Origin of the sequence: Agrobacterium sp. FDAARGOS_525, from assembly GCF_003938925.1 — a bacterium.
GTDB lineage: Bacteria > Pseudomonadota > Alphaproteobacteria > Rhizobiales > Rhizobiaceae > Agrobacterium > Agrobacterium pusense.
Genome location: NZ_RKIU01000003.1, coordinates 132,782 through 150,679 on the forward strand (window position 1 = coordinate 132,782; position 17,898 = coordinate 150,679).

The window sequence follows — 17,898 nt, forward strand, 5'->3', positions numbered from 1 at the left end:
GCGAGCGACAGATGAGCGGTGTCAGCTTTCAGGTAACGTTGGATGACGAGGCGGCACGGCTGCGGCTGGTTGAGCTTGTCGAACGCATGGACAACCCGCGTGGCTTCTACAAGAACGTGGGCGAACTGCTTCTGAATTCGGTTGGTGACAATTTCGACAATGAACGCGGTCCGGATGGGCAACGATGGCGCGCCCTGTCGCAAGTGACGCGTGAGCTGCGCCAGCGCAAATACGGAAACAGCCCTTTGACAATCCTGCGCGTCACCGGGGCGTTGCGAGGTTCGTATAACTACGTCGCCAGTGACGAAGACGTGCGGATCGGCACATCCAAGATACAGGCCGCGCTTTTGCACTTCGGTGGGCAGGCCGGGCGCAATCATAAAGTCACCGTCCCGGCTCGCCCGCAAGTTGGCGTCTCAAACGATGACGAGCGCGAAATCGGGCGGATGGCAGAAGAGTGGTTGTCGTCGGAATGACGGCATGACAAAGACGCCCGCTGAGGCGTTTCGTGGGCCATAGGGCGGCGGATATACCGATTTTGACTTTGCCTAGCGTTAGAGGCGCGTTAGAAATCGAATATGGCGGCATCCCGGTCCCTGTGTCGGCTTGCGGATGTATGTCCGTCTTGAATGATGGCGCCAGATAGCGCATTTTGGATTTTGCCGCCCCCTGTCGTCGGGACGGAACTAACTGCCTTTCTAATCATCGCGCCCAACAGCGCATTGTGCCTTTCAGTTATCGCACTGGAAGGTTCACATGGCAGACGCCAAGCCCATCACCGCCCGTATCGAGGTTTTTCGCAGCGGCACATTCATTCCGATGAATGGCCAGCAGCTTTCCTTTTCCGCAGCCGATCTGAAGGCAATGGCTGACGCTTACGATTACGCCACGGCCCCTGCGCCGGTGGTTGTCGGTCATCCGAAGACAGACGCCCCCGCATTCGGCTGGGCGCAGAGTTTCGAGTATGACGCCAGTGCCGACCGCCTTTATGCCAATGTCGGTGAGATCGCCCCGGCCTTTGCCGACGCTGTCAAAAACGGCACCTACAAAAAGGTGTCGTTGTCGTTCCATCGCCCTGACGGTGCAGCGAACCCGGTTCCCGGCACATGGTATCCAAAGCACGTCGGTTTTCTTGGCGGCGCTGCCCCTTCCGTGTCCGGGCTGAAGAACGTCCAGTTCTCCGACGCCAGCGACACGGTCGAGGTGACGGCTGATTTTGGCGAGCGCGGTTTCGAGGAAACTGCATCTTTGCTGCGCAGCCTGCGTGATTTCTTCATCGAAAAATTCGGCATGGAGGCCGCCGACAAGGCTTTGCCCTCCTACAGCATCGAATGGCTTCAGGCGATGGAGATCGAGAAGCCGGTTCGCCAGCCATCCTTTTCCGCACCGACCACACCCAAACCCAAGGAACCGCCCGTGACACATTCCGATCCGGCTTTCGCGGCTCGCGAAGCTGAACTCAATACCCGTGCCGAAAATCTAAAGAAGCGCGAACGGGAAATCGCCAACGCCGACAACGTTGCCTTTGCGGAAACGCTGGTGACGGGCGGCAAGCTGTTGCCCGCATCGAAAGACAAGGTGGTTTCAATCCTCAACGCCCTGTCCGGTGCTGACACTCCCGTTTCCTTCTCTGAAGGCGAAACGGACGTTCCGGTCCTTCAGGCGATCCGGGATGTTCTGACCGCTCAGCCGAAGGTCGTTTCGTTCGGCGCTGACGATCTGCCCGCTCTCGGTGGTGAAGGCGACGCGTCGTTCGCGGCAGATGGTCAGGCCGTGGACCGTGACCAGCTCGACACCCACAACAGGGCGAAAGCCTACCAGAAATCTCACCCCGGAACGGCGTATCTCGAAGCCGTGAAGGCCGTTTCCTGACCTAAAGGAGCTTTCCGCGCATGAACTATTTTATGGATGTCCTGTTGCTGACGGCGACTGCGACGACACTTTTCACCGAAGGCGATCTGGTGGACTTCAATGACGCCAAGATCACGGCCGACGACCAGCCGGTGAAGGGCGTTGCAAAACACCCCGCGACTGAGATCGGCATGGACGTAGCGCTGGTAGCAATCGGCGTCGGCCGGAGCCGTGCGCGTGGTGCAATCACCAAGGGCGCAAAACTCATTTCCGCTGCTGCCGGTGGCGTCAAGGTCGCCGGTGCCACTCCCGCTAACGCTTTCGCAACGGCGCTGACTGCCGCAGCGGATGGCGAATTCGTTTCCTACCTCATTCGATAAGGACCGCTCTGAATGTCGGCACTGAATAATAAGACGGCGGCTGTAGTCGATCCGATCCTCTCCACCCACGCACGCGGCTACCGCAACAGCACCTTCATTTCGCAGGAGCTGTTCCCCCGCGTCTCGATCCCGAACCGCTCGATGCGCGTTATCAAATTCGGCAAGGAAGCGTTCCGCGCTCTCAATACCCGCCGCGCACCCGGCGCGAACAAGAAGCGCATCCAGTACGGCTACGCGTCCGACCCTGTTTCACTCGCCCAGGACGCACTTGAAGGCGTCGTGCCGGTCGAACATCAGGAGGAAGCCGAAAGCGTTCCGGGTATCGATCTGGCGGCGGGTGCCATCAACATGTCGCTGGATGCCGTCGATCTCAACCTTGAAATTGAAGCTTCAGGTCTGGCCCGCAACGCAGCTAACTATGACAACAACCACAAGCTCACGCTGACGGGAACGGATCGCTGGAAAAGCGCTGACAGCGATCCTAAGGCCGATTTCGACGCTGCCAAGGAAGTCATCCGGCAGTCGATTGGCCGCTATCCCAACACCCTTGTTCTCGGCCCCACCGCAAAGAATGCCCTTTGCAACCATCCGAAGATCAAGGAGCAGTTCAAATATACGTCGAAAGACAGCATCAGCCTCGACATGCTTGCTGCCTACTTCGAGGTGAAAAAAGTGGTCGTCGGTGCTGCGATCTATCTGCCGGAAACCTCCGATGACAACGCGCTGGCGAACGATGTCTGGGGCGATGACGCCATTCTGGCCTACGTGCCGGAGGCCGGGGATAACTTTCAGGTGCCGTCCTACGCCTACACCTACGAGCTTCGCGGCTATCCGCAGGTGAACCAGCCGTATTTCGAGAACGCCACGGACTCGTGGATTTACCCGGTCAAGGTCGAGCGCCGCCCGATCCTCGTCGGGGCTGAAGGCGGCTTCCTGTTCAAAGACGCTGGCGCGACACCGGCCTGATAGGAGATCGCCATGGACGATAACAAAGTATCGGTTCCGTTGATTGCCCCTGCCAAGATCAACGGCGTTCGTGAACCCGCAGGAAAAACCGTCACCGTCAGCACCACGCTTGCAATCCAGCTTGCCGCATCGGGGGCAATTCCTTGTGATCTGGCTGAGCGTCTTTCCGACGCCATCGACATGTCGGACACGGCATTGGAAAGCGATTTTCAGCAGGCGGTCAAAGATGCCGCCGCAGGCCGTATCGATGTGCTGAAGGCGGAAAACTTGGTCGAGGTCGCCCACCTCGAAAACAAGATTTTCGATCTGTCGCGTGATCTCGACCAGAAAAAGCAGACGATCAGTGCTGCCGCCTCCGATCTTCAGGAGAAGGAAAATCTTCTGATTGAGGCACGTCAGAAGGTCGCGGATCTCGAAACCGAACTGACCGGCGAAAAGCAGGTCAGAACCGACGCGGAAAGCAAGTTGGCAGCAGCGCAGGCCGAATTGGCAAAGCTTGCCGAGAAGGCAGCGACCACGCCGAAACCCGCCGCCGCCAAGAAATAAGGTCCGTTCCAAAGCCTCGCAAGCCGGACCTTTCGAGCGGGGTGGTCACCACATCCGCCCCGCTCGTTTCCACCCCATTCTTCTAACGCTCTGGTGACGCCCGTGACCTATGCCACGCTTGACGATCTGATTGCCCGCGCCGGTGAGGACGAAATCCGGCAGATTGCCGACCGCGACCGTGACGGCGAAATCGATCTCGTTGTGATTGCTGAGGCGTTAGAACATGCCGACAATCTGGTGAACGGCTATGTCGGCACCAAATATCCTCTTCCGTTTTCGCCGGTCCCTGACCTCGTCCGCACATGGGCAATCGATATTGCCCGCCATCGCCTGCATTTTCAGGGTCCGCCCGATTACGTAGTGAAGGACTACGAAAAGGCGCTTGCCTCGCTTGAGCGTGTCGCAAAGGGTTTGATTTCCCTTCCCGTCAGCGGAGCTGAAACACCTGCATCCAGCGCTGGCACCGTCATGTTTTCCGCGCCGGATGAAGTGTTCGACGCACGCGGTTTGAGGGGCTGGAAATGTTTGTAAGCATTATCGAGCGCCTGAATGCCACGGCTCCCTCGCTTGCCAGCGTCGAATTTGCCGAAGATTTGGACGTTGTCGCCAAAGGCGTTCAGCGTGCCAGCACCACGACATTCGTTGTTCCGCAGCCTGAAAAGGCCAGCCCGAACCGACTGGCAACCGGCCACCGCCAGCTCGTGCAGGTGCGCTTCCTTGTAGCAACCATCCTTCGCTATCACAGCGACAATACCGGCAGGATGCGCGCTGAAGAATTCGACCGGTTCAAGGGCGAGATCGAGGATGCCCTGACTGGTTGGGAACCGACCGATGCAAGCGACCCTTGCTCACTGGTCGGGACTGAACCCACCCCCATGCCCAACGGCGTGACGATCTTCGTCGGCATCTGGGAAACATCCCGATACCTCACAGACAAGGACACTCCATGAACCAGCCGACCAGCGGCGGGCAGTATGTCCGCAACCCCGAGACCGGCGAACTTACGAAAGTAACAGGTGCAGCCACAGAGGCTCCCGCCGCCGCTTCCGAAACCGAAACCCCGAAAACGGTCGAAAAGGCCGCTCCCCAAAAACGAGGCCGCAATGTCTGACGATGTACGTTTTTTCCGCAAGCTCGGCATTCTGTCGAAAATCGAAACCGAGCAGGGCGAAGACGCCGAGCCGGTAGCAGCCGATGCAATCATCATGTCGAACGTGACGTTTACACCGCTGACAGGTGAGCGGGTTTCGCGGGATTTGCTGCTTCCCTATCTCGGCAATCAGGGCGTCATCCTCGCCGGTATTTATGGCCGTCTGGAAGGTGATCTTGAACTCGCTGGATCGGGCGTTGCCGGGACGCCGCCGAAATACGGCTCTCTCCTTCGCGCCGCCAATTTTGCCGAGACCATCACCGCCGGTGTGAAGGTTGATTACACCATCATCGAAGAGAATTCGGAGACGGTCACGATCTACTTCATCTCCGACAAGGTGCAGCACATCTTCGTTGGCGCGAAGGTGAATTTCGCACCGAACTACCAGCCGAAAAACTACCCGAAATGGCGCACCACCATTGTCGGCATGCTCGGCACGATCACCGATATCGCCGCCATGCCAGCGATCAGCAAAGCAGGCTGGGCGAAGCCGGTTCACGTCAGCAAGGCGAACACCCAAATGTCGCTGCATGGCTGGCCGTCCGTTGCTGAAAGCCTGTCCCTCGATGTCGGCAACACGCTGACGCCGCGTTTCCTGATTGGTGATGAAAAAGTTCTGATTTCCGACCGTTCTTCCACCGGCACGGCGGTTGTCGAAGCGCGCTCCCTTGCGACAGTTGACTGGTTCGACAAGGCGCTGACGCGGGAAAGCGGCGCGCTTTCCATCACCCACGGAACCGTTGCCGGAAACATTGTCGAGATCACCGCTCCGGCCGTCGAGGTGGGTGAACCGACACAGGGCCAGACGGACGGCATCCTGAACTATTCGCTGCCGCTCGATCTCTGCCCGGTCAACGGAATGGATGAACTGAAAATCACCTTCCGCTGACGCCGGCTGCCTTTCCAAACCCCAAACACCTTCAGGAGTAGACCCGTTATGAAATTCGTTCTTGCAGACACGTACAGCTACTGGTGGCCTGTCATCATCCGCGCTCCGCATCCCGACGAACCGGGCAAAATCCTTGAACGCACCCTGAAAGTGCAGTTTGAGCCGCAGCCTCGCGAAGAGGCGATTGCGGCACAGGAAGTCTACGTCACCTTGAAGACGCAGCGTGAGCGTGATGCGCATGAGGCCCAGCAGCTTAAGGCCGTTTGCAAGAACTGGGATGACGTTGTTGATGCGGATGGCGGCGCGGTTGCCTTCACCCCCGACAACATAGCCAAGGCGCTGGAGATCGGCTGGTTCCGCAGTGGCGTCTACCGTGCCTATACCGAAAGCCTGAACGGCGAAGAAGCCCGATTGGGAAACTGAAAGCGGCGGCGCGGGCTTGGGCTTATGCCCAGCTCGGCCGCGCCGATCCCGCCGCCGAGACCAGTCTTGATGAAGACGTGGCGGGACAATTCGAGCGGATGGGCATGGAAATCGACCCCTCCGAAATCACCACAGCAGAAGACGAGGCATTCAAGGTGTTTGCGCCCAATTGGGAAAGTGTGACCGCATTTCTGGCCTGCGAAACGCAGTGGCGGATGATTGCGGGTGCCGCAAAGCTCCTATGGCTCGGCTTCGATTACGTGGCGGTCGATGTCGTTATGCGCCGCTATGAATTCTCTAACGCTGCCTTCGCTGATCTTCAGGTCATGGAGCTTGAGGCGCTGTCTGTTCTGAAAGGTGCAAGCGCATGAACAGGCAAATGGAATTCGAACTGATCTTCCGGGCGCAGGCCGCCGCTGCGAAAAACGCCACGAATGATCTGCGCAACGATGTTGCCGCGTTAGGAAACGAGGTCACGAAAACCGCCGCTGCCTTCGACCGTGAAGCGGCGGCAATGAACCGCGACACGGAAGCTGCCCGCAAAAATACCGATGCAACGAATGCGCTCACCCAAGCCGAACAGAGGGCACGCGAGGATGCTTTGCGGGCATCGGGTGCCGTTCCCGCGTCGGCCCCGGCAGCAAACGTCCGCAGGCCGCGCCGAAATCCGCTGCGAGAACCGCAGACACCTTCGACGCCTCCGGCTCCCCCATCCCCGCCAACGCCGCCCACACCTCCGGTGCCTCCGTCCAATGACAACGTCCGCCGTGATCGTGCGCGTCGTCAGAACCTGACCTATCAGGTTTTCGACATTGGTCAGGGTGTGTCCGGTGGCATGCCGCTGCCAATGATCGCAGCCCAGCAGCTCCCGCAAATCATTCAGCTCTATACCGGCCAAGGCGGGATGAATTCAGCGCTGAAGGATTTCCGCGTCTTGGCTGGGGGTGCTGCCCGCGTTATCACACCGCTGACCGTTGGCATTGCCGGTCTTACTGCCGCCGTCGCGACGGGAGCGATTGCTTATAACGGCTATCTTCAGTCAACCAAAGAAGTTGAGACCGCCGCCTCCGGTCTTGGCCGTGCTGTTGCCGGTAGCCGTACCGAAATGGAAGCCGCAGCGCAGGCCGGTGCCAGCGCTGCCGGGATTTCGGTATCGTCTGCCCGCTCCATGGAAGCACAGTTTCTTCGCACCGGCCGGATCGGCTCGGAGAATTTCGAAAGCCTGATCTCCATATCGAAGGATTTCGGGGTGACCATGGGCATCACCACGGCTGAAGCCGGGGCAATGCTTGCAGAAATGTTTGCCGATCCCGCCAAGGCAGCAGACACGCTGTTCCAGAAATACGGCCTGATCGACGCGGCAACCGCACGTCATGCGTCGAACCTTGCTGCGCAGAACCGCCAGTCCGAAGCGCAGGCCGTTCTGCTGAAGGCGTTGCCGGATCAGCTCGCAAACGCCAGCGAGGCGACAACCGCGCTCGGCCGGGCATGGGAATTTGTCGCTCGAAACGCCAGTAATGCCTTTGATAATGTCGGCAGCTTTCTCGATCGCCGCATTTCAGGCCCGACACTGGACGAGCAGATCGCGGAGGCTGAGGCAGCGCAAAAGCGGCTTTCGTCCGGTTTCGGTTTTCTCGATCTGCTTAATCCGGCTGGCGCGACGGCAAACGCCAATGCAGCACGACTAGAAGAATTGCGCGAGCAGAAGCGTCGTCAGGATGAAGCCGCCGCAGAGCGGAAAAGGGTACAAGAAGATGCTGCCCGCAGCCGCGCCGCGTTGTCCGTTGCTGAAAGCTCACCCGCCAACAATTCTCGCCAGCGCGAGCAGGAATTGCGAAACCAGATCGCTGCATTGCAATTTGGTCGTGACGCCAGCGGCGTCGATGATTTCCAGCGCAGCCAGATCGATACCGCTATTGAGGCCAAGACACGTGCGCTCGATGCGCTGATCAATCGGCAGCAGCGGTCGGCGGAGTTGGACCGGCTCGATATCCAGATTTCTAACGAGCGCAATCCGCTGTTGCGTGCCGAACTGGAGGCGCGCCGCACTCGTTTGCAACTTGCCGAACAGGAAATATCAGCGGAAACCATCGCTGCTGAAGCTGGTCGCGCCCGCAATCGTGTGATCGCGGAAACGATTGCCGCAGCGTCATTGCAGGCTTCCGACATGAAAGTGGAAGCCGAGACCCGCCAGCGCCTCAATTCGCTGGTGGCGTCCGGTGCCATTACGTCTGCCGACGCAAACCGCATGCTCCAGGAGGAGCTGAGCCTCCGTCCTCTGATCGCTGCTGCGAGCGTTGCGGATATTGAGACGAAAGAGCGCCTCAATAAAACCATTGCCGATCTGAAGGGCGGTTATGCGGCTCTGGCCGAAGAAGAAAAACGCGCTTCTGTCATGGAATACCTGCGCGGCCAGAACGACAATCTGGAACAACTCCGTCTGGAAAAAGCCCTGATCGGAGAGAACGAGGCAGTTCGCGGGCGTGCCATTGCCATGCTCGATGCCGAGCAGAAAATCCGCAGCATGGGGATATCCGCCTCCAGCCGCGAAGCCGGCCAGATTCGGGACGTTGCACAGGAACAAGCCAAGCTCACCCGTGAGATCGAAAAGCAGGCTGAAGCATGGGATACGGTTCGCTCGGCTGCTGAGAGCGCTATCGACGGCGGTATCGACAAGCTGATCGACGGTGATTTTGGAGGCGCGCTGGAAAGCATTGCCAAAGACATCACCGGCATGTTTTCCGAACTGGCGATCAAGAACCCGATCAAGAATGCGCTGCTTGGTACAGACAATGCCACGATGTCGGACGTGGGCGGGCTTGGTGGTCTGATTTCCGGTCTGTTCGGCAAAAAGAGTTCTGATCCTGCTGCCCTCGTGAGCGGCGCTATGAGCCAGTCGGTCGGCAGCATGTCCGTCAGCGCGGCAACCGTCATGATCAACGGCAGTGTCGTCGGCGGCCTTGGCGGCGCGTCATCCGGCATTCTGGGTGCGGCCAACAGCAATGTTACAGGCTCGGTCACATCAACCGGGACGGCTGTCGATCTTGCTTCTTCGCTGATCGGTTCGAGCGAAACCGTCAATCGTCTCGATATCAATTCCTTTCTCAGCAAGGGCGGCGTCGATATTGACGCGGCACAAACCGCGTGGTGCGCCGGGTTCGTCAACTCTGCCCTTAAACAGATCGGGGTTGATGGCAGCGGTTCGCTGACGGCCAACTCCTTTATGAACTGGGGTAGCGCGGTCGATCCGTCGAAAATCCTGCGCGGTGACGTGCTGGTCCAGTCTCGCGGGCTTTCCGCCAATCAATCCGGGGGGCATGTCGGTTTTGCGACCGGTCAGAGCCGTATGACCGGTGGACAGCTTCAGCTCGAAATGCTGTCGGGAAACTACAAGAACAGCGTGGGAACGGGATGGGTCAACGCGACCGATATTCAGGCGCGCCGTGCGACGGAGGCCCTTAGCAGTCTTGCCGGAGCGTCTGGAACCGCAACGCAGGGTCTCGGCGCTTTGGGTGCCGGGTTCGATCAGTTCGGCAAAAACCTGTCTGGCCTTTTCCCGTCCGCGCCTTCAGCGGGTGGCGGCGGTGGCGGTCTCTCCGGATTTCTCGGCAACCTGTGGGGCAATCTCACCAACGGCGCAGGCACGCAATGGGCAGGTATCGCCTCCGGTGCGATCTCCGGCGGATTGTTTTCGGAGGGCGGCTGGACTGGTCCCGGTGAGGCGAAAGACGTTGCCGGTGTGGTTCACGCCGATGAGTTCGTATTCTCCAAAAAGGCGGTGCAGAAAGTTGGCGTAGGCCGTCTTGATGCCATGCACAAGGGTTTGCTGCGCGGTTACGAGACAGGCGGATACACCACCGGCTCCGTTTTTCCGTCCGCCGTGGGCACGAATTCTAACGCGCCTTCCAGCGGTCGCAACGCGCCGATCATCAACAATTACGGCTCGTCGGAAGTCCAGTACGAAGAGCAGACCGACCAGCACGGCAATCGTCAGCCGGTGATCACAATCGGCCGGCAGATGGCGGCAGCTATCCGCCAGCCCGGCAATCCGGCCAATCGCGCCATTCAGGGCGAGTTTGGTGTGAAGCGTCAGGCGGTGCGCCGATGGTAGTCCTCGTCTGGCCTCCCGCACTGCCGCGTCCGGAGCGCAACACATGGCAGTCCGTCCCGCAGGATGCCCGCCTGAAGCGCCGTTCCGATGCTGGCCCGACAGGCTATCGCCGCCGCTTTTCGTCCGCGTCAAAAACGGTTTCGATGTCCCTCGTTCTCGACCGGAACCAGAAAGAGCTGTTCGACCGCTTTTTCCATCATGACACGAAGGAAGGATCGCTGCTGTTCTGGATGCCCGATCCCACCACGGAAGGCTGGGCACTCGGAACCAGTGACGGCGCGCCCCTAATGACTAGCGACGGCCATCCCATCGTTTTGGCCCGGCGCTGGCTCGTCACGTTCGGCGCAAACCTGCCGACAGAGACCGTGCAGGGAACAGAGTTTCGCAAATCGTTTTCTGTCGAGGTAATGCCATGAGTTGCACGTATTGCGGTTCAAGACTGCATCCATACGAATATTGCCCAAAAACATGGGGTGGCAGTGCTGCTCGCCTGCACCTTCGCTGCTCTTATTGTGGCGGTCGGAACCACAATTATGAAGCTTGCCCAAAGCTCGGTCGGACCGCTGAACCAGATGGCGTGATCCTGTTGGATAAGCGCCCATGAGACGCGTGAGTTTCAACGCCCGCATGGCGCAGGATGCGCAGGCAACATCGGAAATCTATGTCGCCCTGTTTGAGATCGAGCATCCCGAGCTGGTAAAGCCGATCCGGCTTTCTACCGACAATACCGAGCGCCTGTCATCCGACCCGCTTTACTACGGCACGCGTTCGACGTGGCGCGGTGCGAACCCGATCACGGAACCTTTCCTGTGGGTGGTCGCCTCGACGCTTCTGCCGTCCGATCAGGAAGACGCTCCAGCGGCTGCAACGCTGATCCTCGAAAATCTGGATCAGGAAATGGTCAACGTGGTGCGCTCTTTCACGACGCCCGCAACGATCCATATGGCCGTGGTGCTGGCGTCGTCTCCCAATCTGGTTGAGGCCGAATACACCGACCTCAACATTGTTTCATCCGACATCGATGCCGGGGAAATCTCCCTCACCATTACCCGCGAGGAAATCGAGCTGGAACTGGTTCCCGGTGGGCGGATGTCGGCGCGCACGTTTCCGGGGATGCACAGATGAGCGTTAGAAATTCCACAGCGACGCTCGACCATTGGAGCGACCGTTTTGTTGGCCTGCCGTATCGCGAGTTCGGCCGCGACCGCGATGGATGCGATTGCTGGGGCTTGGCCTGCACCATCTACCGTGAAGAACTCGGCATCAACCTGCCGCAGTACCTTGGCTATGCCTCCGTCGAGGAGCACGGCGAGATCGCTGCGCTGGTTTCCGGTGCAACCTCTTCTCCGCTCTGGCTCCCGGTCTCCGGCACGGCCGTCGCCTTCGATATCTCCGTCTTCCGTCGCGGCCGTCTGGATACGCATGTCGGTATCGTCGTCCACCATGGCCTGATGATCCACATGGTCGAAGGGGACTGCTCCAAGGTCGAAAGCTACCGATCGGGCGCATGGGGCCATCGGCTGACCGGCACATACCGCCACGTCGAGTTGATTTCGAGGGGGCTTTGATGACGGTTCAAAACGGCGTCATTCCCGTTCTTGCAGCGCCTATGATCGATCCCGCAGCCGGTCGAATCGACATGTTCATGGCGGTTGGCAGCACTCTTGCCGAGATCGTCAAGGCAGCGCTTCCGGAATTGCAGCCTGCCGACTTCCGGTTCTGCCGGGTGGCGCTGGTCAGCGAGCGTGGCTCGATTATCGTCCCGGCCGACCACTGGCGCACCGTTCGCCCGCGTGAGGGCGTGCGCGTCGTCATTCGGCTTCTGCCGGGCAAGAATGCCCTGAAATCCATTCTCCAGATTGTCGTGTCTATCGCCGCAGTCGCACTCGGTCAATTTTGGGCTGCTGGTCTCGGCTTCGCCGCTGGCACTACCGGTTTTGCCCTCGCTTCTGGTCTTATCGGCCTTGGTGTGAGCATCATCGGCAATCTGCTGATCAACGCGCTGATCCCGCCACCCAAGCAGGAGACGCTGGAAGCAGAAAACCGCTACACCCTGACCGGCTGGCGCAACCGGCTGGAACCTGATGGCGCGGTCCCTCTCGTTCTCGGAACGGTTCGCTATGCGCCGCCATTCGGTGCCTACACCTATACTGAAATCGTCGGTGACTGGCAGTATCTCGTCTGCCTGTTCTGCTTTGGCTATGGCCCGTTATCTCTGTCCGGTTTCCGCATCGGTGACACCGATATTTCCGAATATGACGAGGTTGAGCTGCACCCGCGTTATGGCCGCCCCGGCGATGCTTCGCTCTCCCTTTTCCCCCGCCAGGTCGTAGAAGAAACCATCGGTGCGGAACTGCTGATGCCGCTCCCGCGCAACGATCTCGGTGACGTGATCGAGGGCGGTGCGGCCACTGTTGAGCCGGTCGTTAGAACCACGGGTGGCGACGCGTCCGGAGCCAGCGTCATACTCGCATGGCCTGCCGGTCTGCTGCGCTACAATGATGAGGGCAAGGCCATTGCCCACGTCGTTTACGTCCGCATCGAGCAGCGGCCGATTGACGCCGACGACTGGCAGGAAGTGGCGGTAATTGGGGTTAACGCCCGCAAGCTTGAAGCATTTTATCGCCAGCATACATGGGATTTTCCGACACGTGGTCGCTGGCAGGTGCGCTGCACGATGCTGACGCCGGAGAGCACCGACACCAAAATCCAGCAGCGCACCACATGGGCTGCACTGCAAACAATCAGGCCAGAGTACCCGCTGAACTTCCCGCACCCGCTGGCGCTGGTGGCGTTGCGCGTCAAAGCCACCCACCAGCTGAACGGCCAGCTCGATAACTTCAATGCCTTGGTTTCGCGTCTGTGCATCGACTACGAACACACGACCGGCCAATGGATCGAACGGCAGACCAGCAACCCCGCAGCACTCTATCGCTATGTGCTTCAATCACCTGCCAATCCGAAAGCCGCCTCCGATTCGGCAATCGATCTGGATGCCCTCGCAGAATGGCATAACTTCTGCCGCCTGAAGGGCCTCAGCTACGACCGCGCCATTGAGGAAAAGTCCACGACGCTGCGCGACCTCCTGACGGAGATCGCCGCCGCAGGCCGCGCCAGCCCGCGTCACGATGGCCTCAAATGGTCCGTGACCATCGACCGGCCGGACAAGCTGCTGGTCGATCATGTCAGCCCGCGCAACAGCTACGATCTGCGCGTGTCGCGCTCCTATGTAGAGCCGCCAGACGGTTTTCGTGTGCAGTTCCTTGATGCCACCAACGACTACAAGGCGGCAGAACGCATCGTGCCTTGGCCCGGTAAAGAGGGCGCGGACATGCTGCTGGTCGAAACGCTCGATCTTCCCGGCAAAACCAGCCCTGACGAAATCTACCGCGAAACCCGCCGCCGCATGTATGAGGCGATGCACCGGCCGGATGTTTACACCGTCTCGCAGGACGGCCCGATCCGAGTCGCAACCCGTGGCGATCTCGTCCACCTGTCGAGCGATATCATCAATCGCGTGCAGGTCGCCGCCCGCATCAAAAGCGTGTCCGGCCGACTGATCGAGATCGATGAGCAAATAACCATGGAAGCGGGCAAGAACTACGCCATCCGCTTTCGCAGCGGCCTTTCGGAAGCCGATACCATTGGCCTTTCTGTCATCCGCACGGTCCAGACGATCGCAGGCGAGCGATCCTCACTTCTCGTCAATGGCGACGGCGACATGCCGCTCGCGGGCGATCTTCTGCATTTCGGTGAAGCGTCCACCGTCGATTACGCCCTTGTCGTCACCGGCGTCGAGGCGGGCGAAGATTTCTCCTCGCACCTTCGCCTGATCGACGCGGCTCCTGTCATCGACCAGCTTGTCGATGCCGAAGAAATCCCGGCGTGGTCTGGCCGGTCTGGAACGGAGATTGACCAGAGTGCCCTTATACCGCCAGCCCCGCGTTTTACGTCCATCCGTTCGGGCGTATCGGGAACCGGCGCGACAAACCGCATCGACTATCTCATTGAACCGGGTTCCGGCCCGGTCGGCTCGGCATCTTTCGAGATCGATCACCGCCAGATCGGTACGACCGTCTGGACCACACTGACCATCCCGGCCGCCAACGGCGGCGGTTCGATCACGGCATATTCTAACGGCACTGGCGTCCATATGCGGGCACGGGCTTTTTCCGCAGCCGGAAAGCCGGGACCGTATACAGCCATCACGGCTTTTGTTGTCGGCGCAGAGGATGCGGCAATTCCCGGTGGCCTGCCGGAAGACGATATTGCTATCGGCGCATTGCTTGGCGGCGCGGTGGTCCAGTTCCTCACCGGCGACGATACCGCCGTGACGCGCGTGCAGCTTTACCGCTCCACCTCGCCGTCGCTCAATCGCGAGGCCGATGCGGCGGGCCTTTTGGCCGTCGAACCGTCGCGCAGCTATTCCGTGCCGGTGGGCGACACCACGCGGCAGAACCTGCTTACCAACGGCGGTTTTGACAGTGCCGGTACATGGACGCTCGGCACCGGCTGGGTGGTTGGCTCCGGCAAGGCAACGAAGACGGCCGGGACCGCCAGCGCCGTCACGCAACCGCTCGCGGCCACGGCAGGACTATATTTCCGCATCGGCTTCACGCTCTCGGCCGTGACAGCTGGAAACATCACGCCCCGCCTGACGGGCGGCACCACGGTCAACGGTTTGGCCCGCAGCGCCAACGGTACATTTTCCGACCGCGTGCAGGCTGTCAGCGGCAACAACACCTTCGGCCTCAATGCTTCCGCCACCTTCGCGGGCGCACTGGACGATGTGTTTGCCTATCTCGAAACCGCGACCTGTCTTGCGCAGGGAACCCACTACTTCTGGCTTGAACCCCAAAATGCTGACGGCGTGGCCGGTCCGATCTCCGGCCCGTTCACCGTGACCATTCGATGAGGAAAAAATGACCGCTCCTGTATTCACGACGACAATTGCACGTCTTACCGCGATTTCCGATGAACTACTCGTCAACCGAGACGGCGATACGGCGTTGCAAAAAACATCCGACCTCGCAGCGCAGATTGCCTCAGAAGGTGTCATCGCGACCGCCTTGCAGAAGGTTCGAACTGATGTGTCGGCCAGTATCGACGACATGAACAACAGGCTTGAGGCTGCGGCGGAAGGCTACAAGGTTGCCGTGACGTGGGTCGAGCTTGCTGCAGTGACCGATGCGGTCAATCTTCAGGGCGGCCGGGTAACCGGTCCTGATAGCGGAACTCATAACGACCCTGTAACCGGGCAGTCGGTCCCGAATGAAGGCGAATACAAATGGAGTGCCGCGCCTGCAGGCTGGCGGCGGACCGGCGTGTTGGTCGATGGAGAGCGTATCAAAACAGGGCTTAATACTCTGGACAAACTCGCTTATGCAGCTGGAAACCCGTTCACAGCACCTTCAGATTTCTTTCGTGAGGTTGATCTCGAAGCGACCGGTCGCGTTTCTCGCGCTGTTGCTATCGATGGATATACTCTCAGGGCTGCGGCCGGTGTTCTTGCTGTCGAGCAGCGACCCACGATTAGTTTTGAACATGACCTCTCGCCTTGGAGGGAGGTCGAAGCTGATCGGGCAGGCAGAATTATCCGCTCAGTCGATCATAACGGCGTCATCCATGAGGTTCGCGGCGGGAAACTGCTGCCTGTCCGCAATACAGGTGGTTTGGGGCTCATTGTAGCTTATGGCGATAGCACGACATGGGGTGATGATCTGGATGATGCGGAAGGGACGAACTTTCTTGTTCGGCGCTGGACCGGCCGACTGGCGAGTGCTTTTGGCATCGAGGTCATCAATCGGGGTGCGAACGGTCAGCGCGCAAACGAGATCGCAGCCCGCATGGGTGCCCGATATCCACGCGCAACGGTAACTGGTTCGAGTATTGCCGCATCTGGCGTCACGGCTCTGACAGGCTTGACCGATGATATGTTTGTGGTTGCAGGTATGACCTTGTTTCCCAGAGCAGTGACACTCATCACTGATGCAGGTCTTCGTGTCAGGGGGCGCATCACACGTACCGGCGCGTCTGCTTACAATTTCCTTCGGTTTGAGAAGGGTGCTGCAATCGCTGCGGCTAAAGTCGACATTTTTAGCCACGTGGGCTGGGGTGATCTTGCCGCACATACTTTGATCGGAATGGGCGTCAATGACGAGGCGCAGATTGTCAACGGCACCAAAACCATCGCAGACGTGCAGGCTCTTTACAGGGCAACTACCACCGCCTGCCGAGGTGGCTTCACGGTGTGGGGTCTCCTCGACCGAGGCATAAGTGAGGGCGCAGGTACAGTCATTGGTGATTACATTCGTGCCATGGAAACATGGTTCCGCGCTCAGTTCGGGACGAACTACTGCGCCGTTCGTCCCTATCTAGCAAGTCAGCGCGCCCTTGATGATGCTGTCCGGCTCGATCCTGCCTTCCTGCCGACAACGGACGACGCCACAGCGGTTGCTGCGGGCTGTACTCCCCCTTCATTCCGCTTCGGTGGTGTTCATCTCAACGCACGTGGCCATCAGCTGCAGGCACTCTGCCTGGAGCGTCATCTGCGCCTTCAGTTCAACATGGAGTGACAACATGCTTCTCAGACAACTGCCTTATGTTAATCCCGAAAGTTCCGGGCTTCCTGTGTTTACACTCCCCAGTCAAGATGAGCGGGAAATCTTTGCCAACGCAAACGTTCTCCGCTGGTGGCGTGCTGATATGGGCGTGAAGTCCGATCGGTGGGCTTGCTGCAAAACCGGTGCTGAGCTTGTCCAGCGACGCACAAATATGCCTGATCTCGTAGAGCTTCCAGCGTACAACAATCAGCCGGCATTCTTTTTCGCGGATGCAAACGACCAGCTTTATGATGGTGGAGCTAACCTTTTGCCTGCGACGTCCAAGCTTACGCTGGTAATGGTTGGTCGAGCTGGCCCAAATGATGCAGCCTTCCCCGTTGGTGGAACGAATACCGATGGGCACAGCACCTTTCTCATGCATCAATCGACCGGCAGCGGCGCGATGGGATTTGCGTTCAATGCTGCTGCTCCCGCCGCCAATGCCGGTGGGCTAATCAGTGCAAACTCTGGACGCCTCAACGAAAACGGGCCAAACATCATTATCGGCAGTTACGACAGTGCTGCCGAGAACAAGCTTGGTCTACGCGCAAACAGAGGCAGTCTCAATCTTACCGGAAACGCCTCCATCCCGTCGCCATCCAACCTGGCAACTGGCCTTTATGTTGGCGGCATTACAGTCGGAACTGGGATAGCAAATGGTGCCATCGACGGCGGTGAGGTAGCTGAGATCATGGTGCTGGATACCGCTCTCCATACGAACACCAATCTGCGCGATCAGATCGAGGCTATGATGCAGGAGCGATACGGGCTTTGGTGAGAGCTCAAATTTGAGTGTGAAAGAGGTCCGCTCACTTTGCTGGGGGAAGCGGACCTCAGTACCGTGCATCAAGATAAACACAGCGCGTCACTAATTCCCGGCAACACAAATCGTTCCCTGATATTGGCTCCGTCGCGCCTCGTACGCGCCGGAGCCTCGCTTAGCAAAAAAGCGAGTGAAATAAACAATAGGTACTATTCCT

The 17,898-nt window shown here is 59.3% G+C and carries 18 protein-coding genes; all 18 read left to right on the forward strand.

Annotated features, from left to right (window positions below; all coding sequences use genetic code 11):
* The first annotated feature begins 11 nt into the window (after positions 1 to 11).
* The 18 genes from EGT36_RS01870 (at position 12) to EGT36_RS01955 (ending at position 17,696) form a co-directional block, all read left to right on the forward strand.
* The gene (locus EGT36_RS01870) at positions 12 to 476 is read left to right on the forward strand and encodes a phage virion morphogenesis protein (RefSeq protein WP_045021076.1); all 465 of its coding nucleotides are present in this window, start codon (positions 12 to 14) and stop codon (positions 474 to 476) included.
* 280 nt (positions 477 to 756) lie between these two features.
* On the forward strand, positions 757 to 1,872 hold the full coding sequence (locus EGT36_RS01875; RefSeq protein ID WP_125270000.1) for a hypothetical protein: 1,116 nt from the start codon (positions 757 to 759) through the stop codon (positions 1,870 to 1,872).
* A gap of 20 nt (positions 1,873 to 1,892) precedes the next feature.
* Positions 1,893 to 2,231, forward strand: a complete 339-nt coding sequence (locus EGT36_RS01880) for a capsid cement protein (protein WP_125270001.1) — start codon at positions 1,893 to 1,895, stop codon at positions 2,229 to 2,231.
* A gap of 12 nt (positions 2,232 to 2,243) precedes the next feature.
* Positions 2,244 to 3,197: a major capsid protein gene (locus tag EGT36_RS01885; RefSeq protein ID WP_125270002.1), complete on the forward strand. Its 954-nt coding sequence runs from the start codon at positions 2,244 to 2,246 to the stop codon at positions 3,195 to 3,197.
* Positions 3,198 to 3,209: 12 nt separating this feature from the next.
* Positions 3,210 to 3,743, forward strand: a complete 534-nt coding sequence (locus EGT36_RS01890) for a hypothetical protein (RefSeq protein ID WP_125270003.1) — start codon at positions 3,210 to 3,212, stop codon at positions 3,741 to 3,743.
* A gap of 102 nt (positions 3,744 to 3,845) precedes the next feature.
* Positions 3,846 to 4,274 (forward strand): gp436 family protein, encoded by a 429-nt coding sequence (locus EGT36_RS01895; RefSeq protein ID WP_125270004.1) that lies wholly within the window; start codon positions 3,846 to 3,848, stop codon positions 4,272 to 4,274.
* Positions 4,265 to 4,693 (forward strand): phage tail terminator protein, encoded by a 429-nt coding sequence (locus tag EGT36_RS01900; protein WP_125270005.1) that lies wholly within the window; start codon positions 4,265 to 4,267, stop codon positions 4,691 to 4,693. Before EGT36_RS01895 ends, EGT36_RS01900 begins: the two co-directional genes overlap by 10 nt.
* Entirely contained in the window at positions 4,690 to 4,854 is a 165-nt protein-coding gene (locus tag EGT36_RS30410) for a hypothetical protein (RefSeq protein ID WP_172965614.1), read from the forward strand. Before EGT36_RS01900 ends, EGT36_RS30410 begins: the two co-directional genes overlap by 4 nt.
* The gene (locus EGT36_RS01905; protein WP_125270006.1) at positions 4,847 to 5,782 is read left to right on the forward strand and encodes a phage tail tube protein; all 936 of its coding nucleotides are present in this window, start codon (positions 4,847 to 4,849) and stop codon (positions 5,780 to 5,782) included. The genes EGT36_RS30410 and EGT36_RS01905 overlap by 8 nt, the downstream gene beginning before the upstream one ends.
* A gap of 48 nt (positions 5,783 to 5,830) precedes the next feature.
* On the forward strand, positions 5,831 to 6,205 hold the full coding sequence (locus EGT36_RS01910; RefSeq protein ID WP_125270007.1) for a hypothetical protein: 375 nt from the start codon (positions 5,831 to 5,833) through the stop codon (positions 6,203 to 6,205).
* A 77-nt stretch (positions 6,206 to 6,282) separates the two neighbouring features.
* Positions 6,283 to 6,576: a DUF1799 domain-containing protein gene (locus EGT36_RS01915; RefSeq protein ID WP_125270008.1), complete on the forward strand. Its 294-nt coding sequence runs from the start codon at positions 6,283 to 6,285 to the stop codon at positions 6,574 to 6,576.
* Positions 6,573 to 10,316, forward strand: coding sequence for a phage tail length tape measure family protein (locus EGT36_RS01920; protein ID WP_172965615.1), 3,744 nt, complete (start codon positions 6,573 to 6,575; stop codon positions 10,314 to 10,316). Before EGT36_RS01915 ends, EGT36_RS01920 begins: the two co-directional genes overlap by 4 nt.
* Positions 10,310 to 10,732 (forward strand): hypothetical protein, encoded by a 423-nt coding sequence (locus EGT36_RS01925; protein ID WP_125270010.1) that lies wholly within the window; start codon positions 10,310 to 10,312, stop codon positions 10,730 to 10,732. Before EGT36_RS01920 ends, EGT36_RS01925 begins: the two co-directional genes overlap by 7 nt.
* A gap of 184 nt (positions 10,733 to 10,916) precedes the next feature.
* Positions 10,917 to 11,441, forward strand: coding sequence for a hypothetical protein (locus EGT36_RS01935; RefSeq protein WP_112650447.1), 525 nt, complete (start codon positions 10,917 to 10,919; stop codon positions 11,439 to 11,441).
* The gene (locus EGT36_RS01940; RefSeq protein WP_125270012.1) at positions 11,438 to 11,884 is read left to right on the forward strand and encodes an NlpC/P60 family protein; all 447 of its coding nucleotides are present in this window, start codon (positions 11,438 to 11,440) and stop codon (positions 11,882 to 11,884) included. The genes EGT36_RS01935 and EGT36_RS01940 overlap by 4 nt, the downstream gene beginning before the upstream one ends.
* Complete coding sequence (locus EGT36_RS01945) at positions 11,884 to 15,231, forward strand: host specificity factor TipJ family phage tail protein (protein WP_210211221.1); 3,348 nt, start codon at positions 11,884 to 11,886, stop codon at positions 15,229 to 15,231. Before EGT36_RS01940 ends, EGT36_RS01945 begins: the two co-directional genes overlap by 1 nt.
* Positions 15,232 to 15,238: 7 nt before the next feature.
* Complete coding sequence (locus EGT36_RS01950) at positions 15,239 to 16,891, forward strand: SGNH/GDSL hydrolase family protein (protein WP_125270013.1); 1,653 nt, start codon at positions 15,239 to 15,241, stop codon at positions 16,889 to 16,891.
* A gap of 4 nt (positions 16,892 to 16,895) precedes the next feature.
* The gene (locus EGT36_RS01955) at positions 16,896 to 17,696 is read left to right on the forward strand and encodes a hypothetical protein (protein WP_125270014.1); all 801 of its coding nucleotides are present in this window, start codon (positions 16,896 to 16,898) and stop codon (positions 17,694 to 17,696) included.
* Positions 17,697 to 17,898: the final 202 nt, after the last annotated feature.

What these genes read in the sequence shown, in the direction of transcription:
- EGT36_RS01870 (WP_045021076.1), top strand. Translation starts at nt 12, where the DNA reads ATGAGCGGTGTCAGCTTTCAGGTAACGTTGGATGACGAGGCGGCACGG.
- EGT36_RS01875 (WP_125270000.1), top strand. Translation starts at nt 757, where the DNA reads ATGGCAGACGCCAAGCCCATCACCGCCCGTATCGAGGTTTTTCGCAGC.
- EGT36_RS01880 (WP_125270001.1), top strand. Translation starts at nt 1,893, where the DNA reads ATGAACTATTTTATGGATGTCCTGTTGCTGACGGCGACTGCGACGACA.
- EGT36_RS01885 (WP_125270002.1), top strand. Translation starts at nt 2,244, where the DNA reads ATGTCGGCACTGAATAATAAGACGGCGGCTGTAGTCGATCCGATCCTC.
- EGT36_RS01890 (WP_125270003.1), top strand. Translation starts at nt 3,210, where the DNA reads ATGGACGATAACAAAGTATCGGTTCCGTTGATTGCCCCTGCCAAGATC.
- EGT36_RS01900 (WP_125270005.1), top strand. Translation starts at nt 4,265, where the DNA reads ATGTTTGTAAGCATTATCGAGCGCCTGAATGCCACGGCTCCCTCGCTT.
- EGT36_RS30410 (WP_172965614.1), top strand. Translation starts at nt 4,690, where the DNA reads ATGAACCAGCCGACCAGCGGCGGGCAGTATGTCCGCAACCCCGAGACC.
- EGT36_RS01905 (WP_125270006.1), top strand. Translation starts at nt 4,847, where the DNA reads ATGTCTGACGATGTACGTTTTTTCCGCAAGCTCGGCATTCTGTCGAAA.
- EGT36_RS01910 (WP_125270007.1), top strand. Translation starts at nt 5,831, where the DNA reads ATGAAATTCGTTCTTGCAGACACGTACAGCTACTGGTGGCCTGTCATC.
- EGT36_RS01920 (WP_172965615.1), top strand. Translation starts at nt 6,573, where the DNA reads ATGAACAGGCAAATGGAATTCGAACTGATCTTCCGGGCGCAGGCCGCC.
- EGT36_RS01925 (WP_125270010.1), top strand. Translation starts at nt 10,310, where the DNA reads ATGGTAGTCCTCGTCTGGCCTCCCGCACTGCCGCGTCCGGAGCGCAAC.
- EGT36_RS01935 (WP_112650447.1), top strand. Translation starts at nt 10,917, where the DNA reads ATGAGACGCGTGAGTTTCAACGCCCGCATGGCGCAGGATGCGCAGGCA.
- EGT36_RS01940 (WP_125270012.1), top strand. Translation starts at nt 11,438, where the DNA reads ATGAGCGTTAGAAATTCCACAGCGACGCTCGACCATTGGAGCGACCGT.
- EGT36_RS01945 (WP_210211221.1), top strand. Translation starts at nt 11,884, where the DNA reads ATGACGGTTCAAAACGGCGTCATTCCCGTTCTTGCAGCGCCTATGATC.
- EGT36_RS01950 (WP_125270013.1), top strand. Translation starts at nt 15,239, where the DNA reads ATGACCGCTCCTGTATTCACGACGACAATTGCACGTCTTACCGCGATT.
- EGT36_RS01955 (WP_125270014.1), top strand. Translation starts at nt 16,896, where the DNA reads ATGCTTCTCAGACAACTGCCTTATGTTAATCCCGAAAGTTCCGGGCTT.